Origin of the sequence: Humibacillus xanthopallidus (assembly GCF_044793955.1) — a bacterium.
GTDB classification, from domain to species: Bacteria; Actinomycetota; Actinomycetes; order Actinomycetales; family Dermatophilaceae; genus Humibacillus; species Humibacillus xanthopallidus_C.
On the sequence record NZ_CP084995.1, the window covers coordinates 2,607,963 to 2,620,669 of the forward strand.

The 12,707-nt window shown below is 69.9% G+C and carries 11 protein-coding genes, 3 tRNA genes and 1 pseudogene; 4 read left to right on the forward strand and 11 right to left on the reverse strand.

Annotated elements, in window-relative coordinates; genetic code table 11:
* Positions 1-153: 153 nt before the first annotated feature.
* From LG278_RS11620 to LG278_RS11630, 3 genes are all read right to left on the reverse strand, one after another.
* Positions 154-390, reverse strand: a complete 237-nt coding sequence (locus LG278_RS11620; RefSeq protein WP_404387105.1) for an ATP-binding cassette domain-containing protein — start codon at positions 388-390, stop codon at positions 154-156.
* A gap of 209 nt (positions 391-599) precedes the next feature.
* On the reverse strand, positions 600-1,688 hold the full coding sequence (locus LG278_RS11625; protein ID WP_404387106.1) for a hypothetical protein: 1,089 nt from the start codon (positions 1,686-1,688) through the stop codon (positions 600-602).
* A gap of 290 nt (positions 1,689-1,978) precedes the next feature.
* A complete protein-coding gene (locus LG278_RS11630; protein WP_404387107.1) occupies positions 1,979-2,818 on the reverse strand; it encodes an alpha/beta fold hydrolase in 840 nt (279 codons plus the stop codon).
* 124 nt (positions 2,819-2,942) lie between these two features.
* On the opposite strand from LG278_RS11630, the gene LG278_RS11635 reads away from it, so the two are divergent.
* From LG278_RS11635 to LG278_RS11645, 3 genes are all read left to right on the forward strand, one after another.
* Positions 2,943-5,669: an AAA family ATPase gene (locus LG278_RS11635; protein WP_404387108.1), complete on the forward strand. Its 2,727-nt coding sequence runs from the start codon at positions 2,943-2,945 to the stop codon at positions 5,667-5,669.
* A gap of 152 nt (positions 5,670-5,821) precedes the next feature.
* Positions 5,822-6,646: an alpha/beta fold hydrolase gene (locus tag LG278_RS11640; protein WP_404387109.1), complete on the forward strand. Its 825-nt coding sequence runs from the start codon at positions 5,822-5,824 to the stop codon at positions 6,644-6,646.
* Between the two features lie 15 nt (positions 6,647-6,661).
* The gene (locus tag LG278_RS11645) at positions 6,662-7,522 is read left to right on the forward strand and encodes an alpha/beta hydrolase (RefSeq protein WP_404387110.1); all 861 of its coding nucleotides are present in this window, start codon (positions 6,662-6,664) and stop codon (positions 7,520-7,522) included.
* Positions 7,523-7,573: 51 nt separating this feature from the next.
* Here the strand turns inward: LG278_RS11645 and LG278_RS11650 are convergent.
* From LG278_RS11650 to LG278_RS11680, 7 genes and pseudogenes are all read right to left on the reverse strand, one after another.
* Positions 7,574-7,741, reverse strand: a pseudogene (locus LG278_RS11650) (IS256 family transposase); the annotation flags it as partial.
* Between the two features lie 11 nt (positions 7,742-7,752).
* Positions 7,753-8,016 (reverse strand): transposase, encoded by a 264-nt coding sequence (locus LG278_RS11655; RefSeq protein ID WP_404387111.1) that lies wholly within the window; start codon positions 8,014-8,016, stop codon positions 7,753-7,755.
* Positions 8,017-8,130: 114 nt separating this feature from the next.
* Positions 8,131-8,535: a nitroreductase/quinone reductase family protein gene (locus tag LG278_RS11660; RefSeq protein ID WP_404387112.1), complete on the reverse strand. Its 405-nt coding sequence runs from the start codon at positions 8,533-8,535 to the stop codon at positions 8,131-8,133.
* An 82-nt stretch (positions 8,536-8,617) separates the two neighbouring features.
* Positions 8,618-8,692: transfer RNA gene (locus LG278_RS11665), tRNA-Val, on the reverse strand.
* Between the two features lie 29 nt (positions 8,693-8,721).
* A tRNA-Cys gene (locus tag LG278_RS11670) sits at positions 8,722-8,792 on the reverse strand.
* 29 nt (positions 8,793-8,821) lie between these two features.
* A tRNA-Gly gene (locus LG278_RS11675) sits at positions 8,822-8,894 on the reverse strand.
* A 99-nt stretch (positions 8,895-8,993) separates the two neighbouring features.
* Positions 8,994-10,037, reverse strand: coding sequence for a YihY/virulence factor BrkB family protein (locus LG278_RS11680; protein ID WP_404387113.1), 1,044 nt, complete (start codon positions 10,035-10,037; stop codon positions 8,994-8,996).
* Between the two features lie 25 nt (positions 10,038-10,062).
* On the opposite strand from LG278_RS11680, the gene LG278_RS11685 reads away from it, so the two are divergent.
* The gene (locus LG278_RS11685) at positions 10,063-11,703 is read left to right on the forward strand and encodes an acyl-CoA dehydrogenase family protein (RefSeq protein WP_404387114.1); all 1,641 of its coding nucleotides are present in this window, start codon (positions 10,063-10,065) and stop codon (positions 11,701-11,703) included.
* Between the two features lie 22 nt (positions 11,704-11,725).
* Here the strand turns inward: LG278_RS11685 and LG278_RS11690 are convergent, their stop codons facing one another.
* The gene (locus LG278_RS11690; protein ID WP_404387115.1) at positions 11,726-12,685 is read right to left on the reverse strand and encodes a PPK2 family polyphosphate kinase; all 960 of its coding nucleotides are present in this window, start codon (positions 12,683-12,685) and stop codon (positions 11,726-11,728) included.
* Positions 12,686-12,707: the final 22 nt, after the last annotated feature.

The following is a 12,707-nucleotide window of genomic DNA, read 5'->3' on the forward strand; positions in this document are numbered from 1 at the left end:
GGGCTACGCCACGATGGTCCGCGCCGGCCGACAAGGTGGCGATCTTGCGGTCTGCGAGGTCGGTCAACGCCACCGTGCTGAGAAGCCGGTCGATGTCGTGGGGCCGGCTGCGCTCCGGAGTCGAGTACGGCGCAAAGTAGCCGCCGAGCTGGTTCAGCAGCTTGCGGGGGGTCCAGCGCGGTCGTCCCGCCACGACTGGAGGACGACACCGGTGCGCGCTCGCCAGTCCTCGTCCGCACTGCCCGGGTCCTGGCCGAGCACGCTGACTTGGCCCGCCGACCGGACCCGGAATCCCTCGAGGATCCAGATCGTCGTGGTCTTCCCTGCACCGTTCGGGCCGAGCAGGCGGACCACCTGGCCCGGGGAGACGTCGAAGTCCACCCCTGTCACCACGTCATTGTGTACGTAGCGCATCTGCAGGTCGCGGACACTGACAACCGGTTCCATGAGCCCTCCCGAGCACGTGCGACACCGGACCACAGCGGCCTAGAAGTCCGCGCCAGCAGCCGCCAGAGGTCTTGGGCCCTGAGTGGCACGCCACGAGGCTGCCGCAGGTCCAGACGAGAACCAAGAAGGGCACGGTCCTCGTTCGGTCTGAGTCACTGTGCAGTGACCGGTTGCCACGCCGGCTGTCCGTCGAAACCGGGCGCGTCCGTGAGGGCATGTCGCACTCCGGTCTGGACATGGACGACATAGACGTCCCACGACCCTTCTGCGTCGGAGTAGTACGCGAGCGACCGGCCGTCCGGCGACCATCGTGGCCGTTCCTCCGACGGGGACTCGGCGACGACCGAGCGCGCCTCGCTCCCGTCCGCAGCCATGACGGCGATGTCGAAGCCGACCGAGGTCACGACGTTGTACGCCAGGCGTGACCCGTCGGGGGTCCACGCTGGGTTGATGCCGTGGACTGTGCGGGGAAGGAGCGGCCCCTCGACCCCAGTGTCCGGGTCAACCGCGCGGAGTTCGGGCGCGCCTCGGCGGGTGGTTGCGAAGCCGATCCGCGAGCCGTCCGGCGACCACTGAGGCTTGTCGTCCAGTCCAGGCGAGTTCACCAGCTGCCGGACGTTCGATCCGTCGACGTTCATCACGAAGATGTCCCAGTCGCCGTCGCGGTTGGAGCTGAAGGCCAGCCGACGACCGTCAGGCGACCAGCTCGGGTAGAAGTTCGCGGACGCGTCGCGGGTGACCTGCGTCAGTCCCGACCCATCCGGGGAGATGAGGTAGATGTCGCTCCTCATCGGTGTCCCGGCGTTGAAGGCCAGCCATCGACCGTCCGTTGACCAAGCCGGGTGGGAGACCGGAGGCAGCTCCTGAGTCAGCCGGCGCACCTCGGTGCCGTTCGCCTGCATGAGGTAGAGCGCCTCGACACCCTCGCGATCGGAGACGAACGCAATGAGTCCGGCGGGGATCCCGGACCGCGGCTGCGGAGAGGCCCGCTGCGGCGAGATCTCCGGTTCTGGCGTCGTGCAACCCAGCACACCACATCCAACGACCCCGGCCAGCAGCGCGAGGCGACGCAACCGCGGCCCGTGCATTTTCCGCACAATCCAAGTGTCGCGGTCGACGCGACGGCCTGCCAAGTGACCGCGTACCCCGTTCCTGATGTTGTCGCGATGGACGCTGGAACACGTCCTGCGGTTTGCAACGCGTGCCCGACACCCGCGGCCCGAAGGGCGTGCTGCGGGCAAGTGGGTCAACCCCCGCGAGCCGACCAATCCGGCGCCGGCAGATCCAATGCGTGACCTGAGAGGTGCGACATCACGCTTGCCGGGCCCGGGGGGATCAACGCGAGGCAACATTGCCAGACCAGGTCGCCTGTCTACTTGGCGTCGACGAAGCACGCTCCGGCTGGAACCTGCCCAGGTCCTGCCTGCCGACCCCTGGACGGCAGGGTGATGACCAGGTGCTCAGAGCCGGCAATCCGGCACTTCGCGGGGGTCAGGATGGCGCCCGACCCCCGCGATCGGGGCTCCGGTTCTCAGCCGCGGGCAGCTGCCTTGATCAGCGAAAGCACCGCCGCGGGGTGGCTCAGCATGGCGACGTGCGAGCTGTCGATCTCGACGGTCGTGGAGCCGGCACGCTCGGCCATGGCGCGCTCGGCCTCCGGGGGGATGATGCGGTCCTGACGCGCGACCAGGTACCAGCTGGGGATGGTCAACCATGCCGGCGCACCTGACGGTGTCACCAGTGCGGCCAGGGCGCCGGGACGCTGGGTCGCCGCCATCACGCGCGCGGTTGACTTGGGTAGGTCTTGCGCGAACAGGGTTGGGAAGTGGACCGGGTCGATGAAGGCGTCGGCGTCCCCGCCGGTCGCGCCCGGGAAGGGCCGCACGACGAGGTGGTCGATGACGTCGGTGTGTCCGCCGCCGAGCGCGTTGGCAGCGGCGACGCTCTCGCCCTCGGCGAGGGCGTAGGCGGCGATGTAGACCAGGGCCTTGACGTCGGGGTCACCCGTGGCGGCATTGGTGATCACCGCTCCGCCGTAGGAGTGCCCGACGAGCACGATGGGCCCGTCGATGGTCGACAGGAGCTGGCGTAGGTACACGGCATCAGTGGCGGGGCCGCGCAGCGGGTTCGAGAACGCGATGACGGGGTAGCCCTCGCCGAGGAGGCGAGCTGCGACGGGGTTCCAGCCACTGGAGTCGGCGAAGGCGCCGTGGACTAGCACCATGGTGGGCTTGGGTGCCGCGGAGATCTTGGCTACCGATGCGGGCGGGGGCGACGCAGCGGCCGCGGCCAGGGTGAAGCCGGTGAGCATGAGGATGCCGGCGAGGGCGGCGACGAGGAGGCGGATCCGGTGTGGGCGGTGAGCGGTCATGAGGATCTCCTTGGGTGGGAACGGGGTCCTTGCAGCGTGGCCGTTCGCGGCCTTGGCGGTGACCACGCGAATCTCGTAGTCAGATCGCTGGTCACGCCCTCGGCCCAGCCGCTAGCGTCGCCGGATGGACGCTCCCCGCCTGTTCGGACGCGAAGCCGAGGAGCGTCAGATCGGGGCGCTGGTGGCTGCTGCCCGCAACGGCCGAGGAGGCGCCCTGCTGATCCTTGGCGATCCGGGGATAGGCAAGTCCTCATTGCTCGGCCTGACCGCGCGGGCCCACGGGATGCGCGAGCTCGCCGTAACCGGCTATGAGGCCGAGTCCACGATCCCGTATGCGGCGATCTACAGGCTGCTGTTACCACTCCGACCGAGCCTCTCGGCGCTGTCCGAGATCCACCGGCAGGCGCTGCAGGTCGCCTCCGGATCTGCACAGGGCCCGCCACCTGACCGGTTCCTGGTCGGGATGTCCGTGCTCGCGCTGGTCGCCGCCGCCGCTCAGGAGGCGCCGCTGCTCTGCGCGGTCGACGACGCGCACCATCTCGATGCAGAGTCGATGGAGACGCTGACCTTCGTGGCCCGACGGCTCGAGGCCGAGCCGGCCGCGTTGCTGTTCGCCGGTCGCGATGAGCCGCACCTGGCCGAGCGTGCCGCCGGAGTTCCGGTCCTGCGGGTGCCTGGTCTCGATCCGGAAGCCGCGACGAACCTCTTGCAGAGTGCGTTGCCGGAGCCGATCGACCCGGCCGCGGCCGCCCAGATCGCCACGTCCACCGGCGGCAACCCGCTCGCCCTGCTGGACCTCGCCAGCGAGCTCGACACCCGGCGGCTCACCGAGTCGAGCCTGGCCGACGAGCCGATGCCGGTCGGGCACCACCTGGAAGCGTTCTACCTGCGGCGGGTGCGGCACCTCACGCCCGATCTTCAGCTGTGGCTGCTCGCGGCAGCCGCCGACTCCACCGGCAACCTCGACCTGATCCGCTCCGCCGCCAAGGAGCTCGGGTTGCTCGACGCGTCGGGAGAGGGAGCCGAGCTCGCCGGCCTGGTGACGCTGGGCCGCAGCGTGGAGTTCCGGCATCCGCTGGTGAGGTCGTCGGTCTACAACGGGGCTCCCGGCCCTGACCGACGCCGGGTGCACCGTGCCCTGTCGCTAGCGGCCGCCGATCTCGCCCTCGTGGAGCTCGAGGCCTGGCACGCGTCGAAGGCCACCCTCGGGACCGACCCAGGCGTCGCCGACCGGCTCGAGCGGGTCGCCGACCTGGCGGGCGCCCGCGGCGGATTCCTCTCCCGCGCCAGCGTTCTCGCGCAGGCTGCGGCCCTGACGCCGGTCGGGGACTCACGCAACGCGCGTCTCGTCGGGGCCGCGGAAGCGGCGTTCGCCGCAGGAGCGGTGCGGGTGTCCAAGACACTCCTCGACGACGTCGATCCAGAGGCGATGTCGCCCGGACTGCGGGGGCGGCTCATCTCGCTGCGCGCGGTCCACGCCCTCTTCATCGGCGACCCAGCGCTCGTGCACAGTGGCGCAGACATGCTCGAAGCGGCCGCGTGCTTCCACGGCGTCGACCCCAGCGCCGAGCAAGCGGCCCTGATCCGGGCGTTCGAGCTCACCCTCCCGGCCGAGCGGCTCGCCGAGGGTGTGACGTTGAGTGAGCTCGGGCGCCGGCTTCGCGACGGTGCTGCCCTGCAGGACGGCTTCCCCGCCACCGTCCTCACCGCGCTGGGCGCCTTGATCGTGCTGCCCTACGACGAGGCCGTGCCGCTGATGCGTCGGGCCGTCGACCAGCTCAATGCCCTTCCGCCCGCGGAACTGATGAGCTACGCCGTCGTCGGCGTCGCGCTCACCACCGCGCTGTGGGATGCCGTGGCCCGGCGTACGCTCCTCGACCGGATCGCCGCCGCGGCCCGCGACGCCGGCGCCCTGCAGGTGCTCGACACGACGCTGTGGATCATGTCCCTTGCGGAGCTCACCGGCGGAACACCGCGGGCATCCGGTGAGCGGATCGCACAGGTGCGCGAATTGCGTCGCTCCATCGGCTACGACGCCGAGCAGGTGGTCAACCCCGCCTTCCTCGCGTGGAGCGGCGCACCCCGCCCGCAGGTCGAGGCGATCTCGGCCGCAGGCTTGTCAATGGGGTTCGGGGGCGTCCACTCCGCGGGAATCGCCGCCCTCGCCGTGCGCGACCTCGCCGAGGGCCACTACCGCGACGGCTACCACCGGCTCAAACCCCTCATCGAGGCGCCGTTCCTCCAGGTCACCCCCATGGAGCTCGCCGACTTCGTCGAGGCCGCCGTGCGAGCCGGGCACGCCAGCGCTGCTGAGCCGCACGTCCAGCATCTCGAGGCGCTGGCGGCGGTCAACGGGTCGCCATGGGCCCGCGCGATGGCCGCTCGGTCTCGTGCCATCACGACAGAGGGCACCGACGCGGAGCCGCTCTACCGGGCGGCGATCGATGCACTCGAGCGGACGGACATCGACATCGAACGGGCCCGCTCGCACCTGCTCTACGGCGAGTGGCTGCGCCGCGCAAAGCGTCGCCGCGACGCTCGGGAGCAGCTCACGGTGGCACTCGAGCTGTTCGAGCGCTCCAGCGCCCCGGCGTTCGCCGGGCGGGCCCGCAGCGAGTTGGCGATTACCGGCCTCAAGGCGGAGTCGGCGGCGGCGCCACAGAGCTTCGGCCTCACCACCCAAGAGCTGACGATCGCGCGGATGGCCGCCTCGGGCACCACGAACGCCGAGATCGGCGCGACGCTGTTCATCAGCGTCAACACGGTCGACTACCACCTGCGCAAGGTCTTCCAGAAGCTAAGCATCTCCTCGCGCCGCCAGCTCACCGAGCGCCTCAACCGCCAGACCTGAACGGCCAGCGGGTCGCACCTCGCAGCTAATGGGTCCGGCAGACCCATGGCAATCGTCCGAACGGCTTGCGTCGTGCCGACTACGTGCAGCACGTGGTCCACGACACCATCACGCGATCGGAGACTCGGAAGATCGACCACCCGGGAGGGGACATGCCATTCGTCACCGCCGACGACGGCGCACAGATCTTCTACAAGGACTGGGGCTGCGATGGCTCGCCGGTCATCCTGAGCCACGGCTGGCCGCTCAACGCGGACGCGTGGGATGCCGGCGCGCGGTTCCTCGCCGAGCACGGGCACCGCGTCATCGCACACGACCGGCGTGGCCACGGCCGCTCGACCCAGTCGTGGCACGGCAACGAGATGGACACCTACGCCGACGACCTCGCCACCCTCATCACGGCTCTCGACCTGACCAACCTCACGATGATCGGCCACTCCACGGGCGGCGGCGAGATCGTCCGCTATGTGGGGCGTCATGGCAGCGATCGGGTGGCGAGACTCGTTCTCGTGTCGGCGGTTCCGCCCCTGATGCTGCAGACCGACGACAACCCGGAAGGCCTGCCGCTCACAGTGTTCGACCAGATCAGGGCTGGCGAGGCGAGCGACCGCTCCCAGCTCTACCGCGACTTCGCGGACGGCCCCTTCTTCGGGCACAACCGCAACCACGACGTCGACCAGGGCTTCCGGGACGCCTTCTGGCTGCAGGGAATGGCCTGCGGGCACCGCGCAGCATACGAATGCATCGCGGCGTTCTCGGCCACCGACTTCCGGCCAGACCTCGCCAAGGTCGACGTGCCGACGCTCGTCATCCACGGGGATGACGACCAGATCGTCCCGTTCGACGTCGGCGGCAAGCGGTCCGCCGATCTCATCACCGGGGCGGTGCTCAAGGTCTACGAGGGCAGCGCCCACGCGCTGCCCGACACGGACCGCGATCGCCTGCACGCCGACCTGCTCGAGTTCATCGACTCCTGACCGGAAGAGGACATCATGACTGACACCGACCACCCCCAGAAGAACGACCGTCCGGACACCGTGGTGCTCGTGCACGGCCTCTGGATGACGCCCCGCAGCTGGGAGAACTGGGCCGCCTACTACCGCGACAAGGGGTTCACCGTGCTCACGCCCGGGTATCCCGGGTTCGAGATCGAAGTCGAGGCGCTGCGGGAGAATCCCCAGATCATCGCCGAGCTGACCGTGCCCGAGACGCTCGACCACCTTGAAGCCACGATCCGGTCGGTGGAGGGCGTTCCGCCGATCATCATGGGCCATTCCTTCGGCGGCACCCTGACACAGCTCCTGCTGGCTCGTGGTCTGGGCTCGGCGGGCGTGGCCATCGACTCCGCCCCCACCGAGGGCGTGCGGGTCAACCCGATCTCTCAGGCAAAGTCGCTCTTCCCCGCGCTGAGGAACCCCGCCAACCGGCACAAGGCCGTCGGGTTCACACCGGAGGAGTTCCACTACGCCTTCACGAACACGCTCACCGACGAGGAGTCGCGCGCAGTGTGGGAACGCTATGCCATCGCCGCTCCGGGGATGTGGGTGTGGGAGTTCGGGCTGTTCGCGAACTTCAAGCCCGGGCACCAGGACACCTGGGTCGAGTACTCGGCCGATCGGGCCCCCCTGCTGTTCATCGGCGGAGAGAAGGACCACATCATGCCGCCGTCGGTGAACAGGTCGAACGCCAAGCATTACAGCAAGTCGCCGGCCCTCACCGAGTACTTCGAGTTCCCCGGACGTGACCACTGGACCTGCGGTGCTCCGGGGTGGGAGGCCGTCGCCGACCACGCACTCGACTGGGCACTGCAGCACGCTTCCACCGCGCGGCACTCCTCGGCCGCTGAGGCCTGAACCGGAGGGGCAGGGTCCGTCAGACAATCGGTGTAACTGGCGTTTTCATGGTTAGAGGTTCTCCGCTGCCGGCATCCGGTCGGCGAAGGTGATCGCGAAGGCGTTCAGGGCCGGCTTCCACCGGGTGACCCATCGTGCCTGCCAGAGGCCTTTGGGGTCCGGGCCCCGCGTGACGAGGTACAGCGTCTTGAGGGCGGCCTGCTCGGTCGGGACCGGGCCGGCGTTGTCGGTCAGCACCGTCTTCGCCGGGTGCCGTTCCTAGAGTTGGCCCCGTTGCGGCCTTCGACGGCGTGCTTGTCGTAGCCGACGTGCTCGGTCATCTCCTCCTCGAGGGCGGCCTCGATGACCTGTTTGGTGATCGCCTTGAGCAGCCCGTCCGGGCCGGTCAGCTCCTCACCCCTGGCGCGAGCGGCCTTGACCAGCTCGCGCACCGCCGCACGCTCCACCTCAGCAGGTGTGAGCGCCTTCTTCGCTGCTCTCTCAAGCGGGCTCACGCCCACCAGTGTGTCGGTCATCATCCGACCCTTCCCGCTGAACCCGTCAGCGCGTTGGGCCAGTTACACCGTTCGTCGGACAGTCTCTCCTGTGCGGGTGGCGGTTGCGCGCCCTCAGCCGACGTCCTCCAGGCCGCCCGCGGTGCCGTCTGAGTCAGCACTCCTCGTCACCATGGTGACCATCGGCGAGTCCTGCACCCAGTCCTCCATGGAGTACGCCTGCTCGGCGTACCACGGCTGCAGATGCCATGCCTGCGCCACGATGCGGCGGCGACTGCGCTCGTCGGTGACCTCCTCCACCGCCACCACCAGGTCGCGGGCAGGGTCCCGCAGGTGCACGACAGCGTTGGGGTTCGTGCGCAGGTTGGCCAGCCAGTGCCTGGCACCGGGCGTTCCCGTGACCACCATCTGACCATCGACGATCACGTACCAGATCTCGACCCGGCGCCAACGCCCGCTGCGGCGCCCCATGGTGCTCAGGTCACAGGTGCCCGTCAGGGGCAGGTCGTCGAGGTCCATGCCCGCAGGCTACGTGTCCGACCCGGTCCCCCAACGCAACAGCCCCCGACCACGTCTCCGCAGGTCAGGGGCTGTTTCTTGTTGGTGGGCGATACTGGGTTTGAACCAGTGACCTCTTCCGTGTCAAGGAAGCGCGCTACCACTGCGCCAATCGCCCTGGGGTGCTGCTGTTGTGGTGCTCTACCGAGGTGGAGACGGGATTTGAACCCGTGTACGCGGCTTTGCAGGCCGCTGCCTCGCCTCTCGGCCACTCCACCGTGGAAGGCAAGTGGAACTATTGCCTCCGAGCGGACGACCGGGCTCGAACCGGCGACCTCAACCTTGGCAAGGTTGCGCTCTACCAACTGAGCTACGTCCGCGGGAACACCAGCGGTGTAACTTCCCCGCTCGTGCTTGGTAGACATTAGCGGATCGATCTGCGACATACAAAACCGGCCCCGGCGGCCCCAGCAGACGGCTCACTCGTGGCGCCGACGGCCCCGCACGATGCTCTCGTCCTCGTCGTGCACACCCTCCTTGACGAGCCGCTCGGCCTCGGCCAGCTCGTCCTCGATCGTCACCTGCAGGACGGCGCGCTCGCTCCACGGGTGCCAGTGGACAGCGCTGCTGGCGCCGTCGCTCAGCACCACCGGCCAGATCGTGCGGGTGGCGGCGTTGAGACCCGACCCGATGAGGATGGCGATCGCGAGCGCATAGAGCCAGATGAGCAGCACGATCGGTGCACTGAGCGGGCCGTAGATCGTCGACCCGCCGAGGGAGGCCTCGAGCGAGACCCGCACGACGTAGGACGCGAGCAGCCAGATGGTCATGGCCAGCACCGCGCCGGGGATGTCGCGCACCCAGGGCCCACGTCGCGGCGTCGACACATGGTAGAGCGAGGTGAGCGCGAGCACGCTGACGAGCAGCACCGCCGGCCAGTAGAGATAGCGAAGGAAGTCGAGCTGCGGCGGCAGGAACGCCCCGATGACGCTCGGCCCCAGCAGCACGACCGGCAGCAGCACGATCCCGGCGACTGTGCCCACGGTGTAGAGCGAGAGCGACAGCGCGCGCAGCTGGATGATGCCGCGAACGTCCTTCTGCCCGTACATGATCGACACGGTGTCGATGAAGACGTTGAGCGCCCGGGAGCCGGCCCAGAGCGACAGCAGGAAGCCGACCGACACGAGCTCTGGCCGCCCGCGGGCCAGCACGTCCTGCACGGTGGGCACGAGCAGCTCGGTGATGCTGGCCTCGGTGAGGAACTGGGCGGCATACGTCTGGATCTCGGTGACGACCCGCGTCACGGCGTCGGGACCGATCCACCCGCTGACGTAGCCGAGCCCGCCGAAGAGACCGAGCACGAGCGGCGGCAGCGACAGCAGCATGAAGAACGCCGCCTCGGCCGCGAGCCCGGTCACGCGGTAGTCGAGGCACACGTCGAGCGTGCGCAGCACGAGACGCACCACCGTCACCCCGCCCGGCACCCGCTCCAGGGCGGTCCGGAACCTCTCGCGCAGACTCATCGGTCCCGAGGCTAGCCTCCGGAGGGTGAGCACACACGAGGTGACCAACCAGGTGCCGCCCTTCGCCGGCCGTGACCTGCTCGCCGACGACCCGGCCCTCGCCGAGGGCCTCGCACGCTGGGGAGGCGACGGAGCAGTCGCGGGGCTCGAGCCGCTCGCCCGGCTCGCCGGCTCCGAGCCCGCCCAGGAGCACGGTCGCCTGGCCGACACCCACCGCCCGGTGCTGCGCACCTTCGACAGCCGCGGCCACCGGGTCGACGAGGTGGAGTTCCATCCGTCGTGGCACTGGCTGCTCGGACAGGCGGTCGGGGCCGGCCTCACCGCCGGACCGTGGACCGCTCCCGCGGCCAGCGGCGCCCACGTGCGCCGCGCCGGGGGCTTCGTCGTGTGGTCGCGGGTCGAGGCCGGGCACGGCTGCCCCGTCTCGATGACGTATGCCGCCGGGTCGGCCCTGCGCCATCACCCGCAGCAGCGCGACCGCTGGCTCCCGGCGCTCGCGAGCCGCGACTACGAGCCCGGCATCCGGCCCGTCTCGGGCAAGGCGGGTGCGCTCGCCGGCATGGGGATGACCGAGAAGCAGGGTGGCTCCGACGTGCGGGCCAACACGACGCGCGCCGTCCCGACACCGGGCGGACCGCTCGAGGGCGACACCTATCGCCTCACCGGCCACAAGTGGTTCTGCTCGGCCCCGATGAGCGACCTCTTCCTGGTGCTCGCACAGGCGCCCGGGGGCCTCACGTGCTTCGTAGTGCCCCGAGCGCTCGACGACGGGGGCCGCAATCCCTTTGCCCTGCAACGGCTCAAGGACAAGCTCGGCAACCACTCCAACGCCTCCAGCGAGGTGGAGCTCGACGGCACCTGGGCGGTGCGCCTCGGCGACGAGGGCCGCGGGGTGCGCACCATCATCGACATGGTCGGCGCCACGCGCCTCGACTGCGTGCTCGGCTCCGCGGCGACGATGCGAGACGCGGTCGCCCGCGCGGTGCACCACTCCCGCCACCGCTTCGCCTTCGGCGCCCTGCTCGTCGACCAGCCCCTGATGCGCAACGTGCTGGCAGACCTCGCCCTCGAGGCCGAGGCCGCGACCGTGCTCGGGCTGCGGCTCGCCCACGCCTTCGACGCCGGCGAGACCGACCTCGCCCGGCTCGGTGTCGCGATCGGCAAGTTCTGGGTCTGCAAGCGCACCGCACCGATGGTCGCCGAGGCGCTCGAGTGCCTCGGCGGCAACGGTTACGTCGAGGAGAACGGCCTCGCGCGGCTCTACCGCGAGGCGCCGCTCAACTCGATCTGGGAGGGCTCCGGCAACGTCAACGCCCTCGACGTGCTGCGCGCGGTGACCCGCGAACCGGCCACGCTCGAGGCCCTCACCACGGAGCTGCACCGCGTTCGAGGCCGTAGCACAGAGCTCGATGCCCACGTGGACTCGGCTCTGGCACAGGCCCGCTCGCTCGATCCGTCATCCGCGGAGGCCGCGTTCGGCGCCCGGACGGTGGTCGAGGGCCTGGCCCTCGCCCTGCAGGCGAGCCTTCTCGTCGAGCACTCCCCCGCCGCTGTCGCCGACGCCTTCGTCGCGAGCCGGATCGCCGGGCGGCGCGGCCACACGTTCGGCTCGCTCGACGTCGACCTCGCGGCGTCGGCCGGCGCCCTCATCGAGCGCGCCGGCTGACGACCACGGTCCTGCGACCGGCTCAGCTCTCGGCGAGCCGCTTCTTCTCGACCTCGATGTCGAAGTCGGCCGGCGGCCAGGTGAGGTTCATCGACCGCAGCGCCTCGAGCAGCAGCTGCTGCACGGCGAGGCGGGCATACCACTTGTGGTCGGACGGCACGACGTGCCACGGCGCGCCCACGGTCGACGTCTTGTCGATGACGGCCTGGTAGGCCTCCATGTAGTCCAGCCAGTGGCTGCGCTCGTCGACGTCGCCGGGGTTGTACTTGTAGTACTTGTCGGGTCGGCTGAGCCGCTCGGCAAGGCGGTCGCGCTGCTCCTCCTTGGAGATGTGCGTCATGACCTTGATGACCTTGGTGCCCGAGCGGTCGACGCGGCGCTCGAAGGCGTTGATCTGCGCGTAGCGCTTCTGCCACACCTCGCTCGGCACGAGGTCGTGCACCCGCACGACGAGAACGTCCTCATAGTGCGACCGATCGAAGACGCCGAGCTGGCCCGCGGCGGGCAGGGCCTTGTCGATGCGCCAGAGGAAGTCGTGCGCGAGCTCCTCGGGCGTCGGCTGCTTGAAGGCGGTCGCTCGCACGCTCTGCGGGTTGACCGAGATGACGTGCCGCATCAGACCCCCCTTGCCCGAGGTGTCCATGCCCTGCACGACGAGCAGGAGCGCCCGGCGGGAGCCGGCGGTCGACTCGGCGTGGAGCCGCTCGAGCAGGTCGGACAGCTCGGCGTGGCCGGCCTCGAGCGCCCCCTCGCCGTCGTCCTCGTCGCCCTCGAAGGCCGGGGTGGAGGCCGTGTCGACGTCGACGAGCGAGAAGCCCTTGCCGACCCGCAGGGCGTCGGCGAAGCCACCGAGGCGGGCGCCGTCCTCACTGACCTCCTCACGCGCCTCGGAGACCTTGACGGCCTTGGCGGCCGCCTTCTCCTGCCCCTTGCCCGACGAGTCCTTGTGCTTCTTCTTCTTGTCCTTCTTGCCCTTGCCCATGGGGGTCATCCTGCCGGACCGC

What these genes read in the sequence shown, in the direction of transcription:
- LG278_RS11630 (WP_404387107.1), bottom strand. Translation starts at nt 2,818, where the DNA reads ATGACCGCTCACCGCCCACACCGGATCCGCCTCCTCGTCGCCGCCCTC.
- LG278_RS11635 (WP_404387108.1), top strand. Translation starts at nt 2,943, where the DNA reads ATGGACGCTCCCCGCCTGTTCGGACGCGAAGCCGAGGAGCGTCAGATC.
- LG278_RS11640 (WP_404387109.1), top strand. Translation starts at nt 5,822, where the DNA reads ATGCCATTCGTCACCGCCGACGACGGCGCACAGATCTTCTACAAGGAC.
- LG278_RS11645 (WP_404387110.1), top strand. Translation starts at nt 6,662, where the DNA reads ATGACTGACACCGACCACCCCCAGAAGAACGACCGTCCGGACACCGTG.
- LG278_RS11660 (WP_404387112.1), bottom strand. Translation starts at nt 8,535, where the DNA reads ATGGACCTCGACGACCTGCCCCTGACGGGCACCTGTGACCTGAGCACC.
- LG278_RS11680 (WP_404387113.1), bottom strand. Translation starts at nt 10,037, where the DNA reads ATGAGTCTGCGCGAGAGGTTCCGGACCGCCCTGGAGCGGGTGCCGGGC.
- LG278_RS11690 (WP_404387115.1), bottom strand. Translation starts at nt 12,685, where the DNA reads ATGGGCAAGGGCAAGAAGGACAAGAAGAAGAAGCACAAGGACTCGTCG.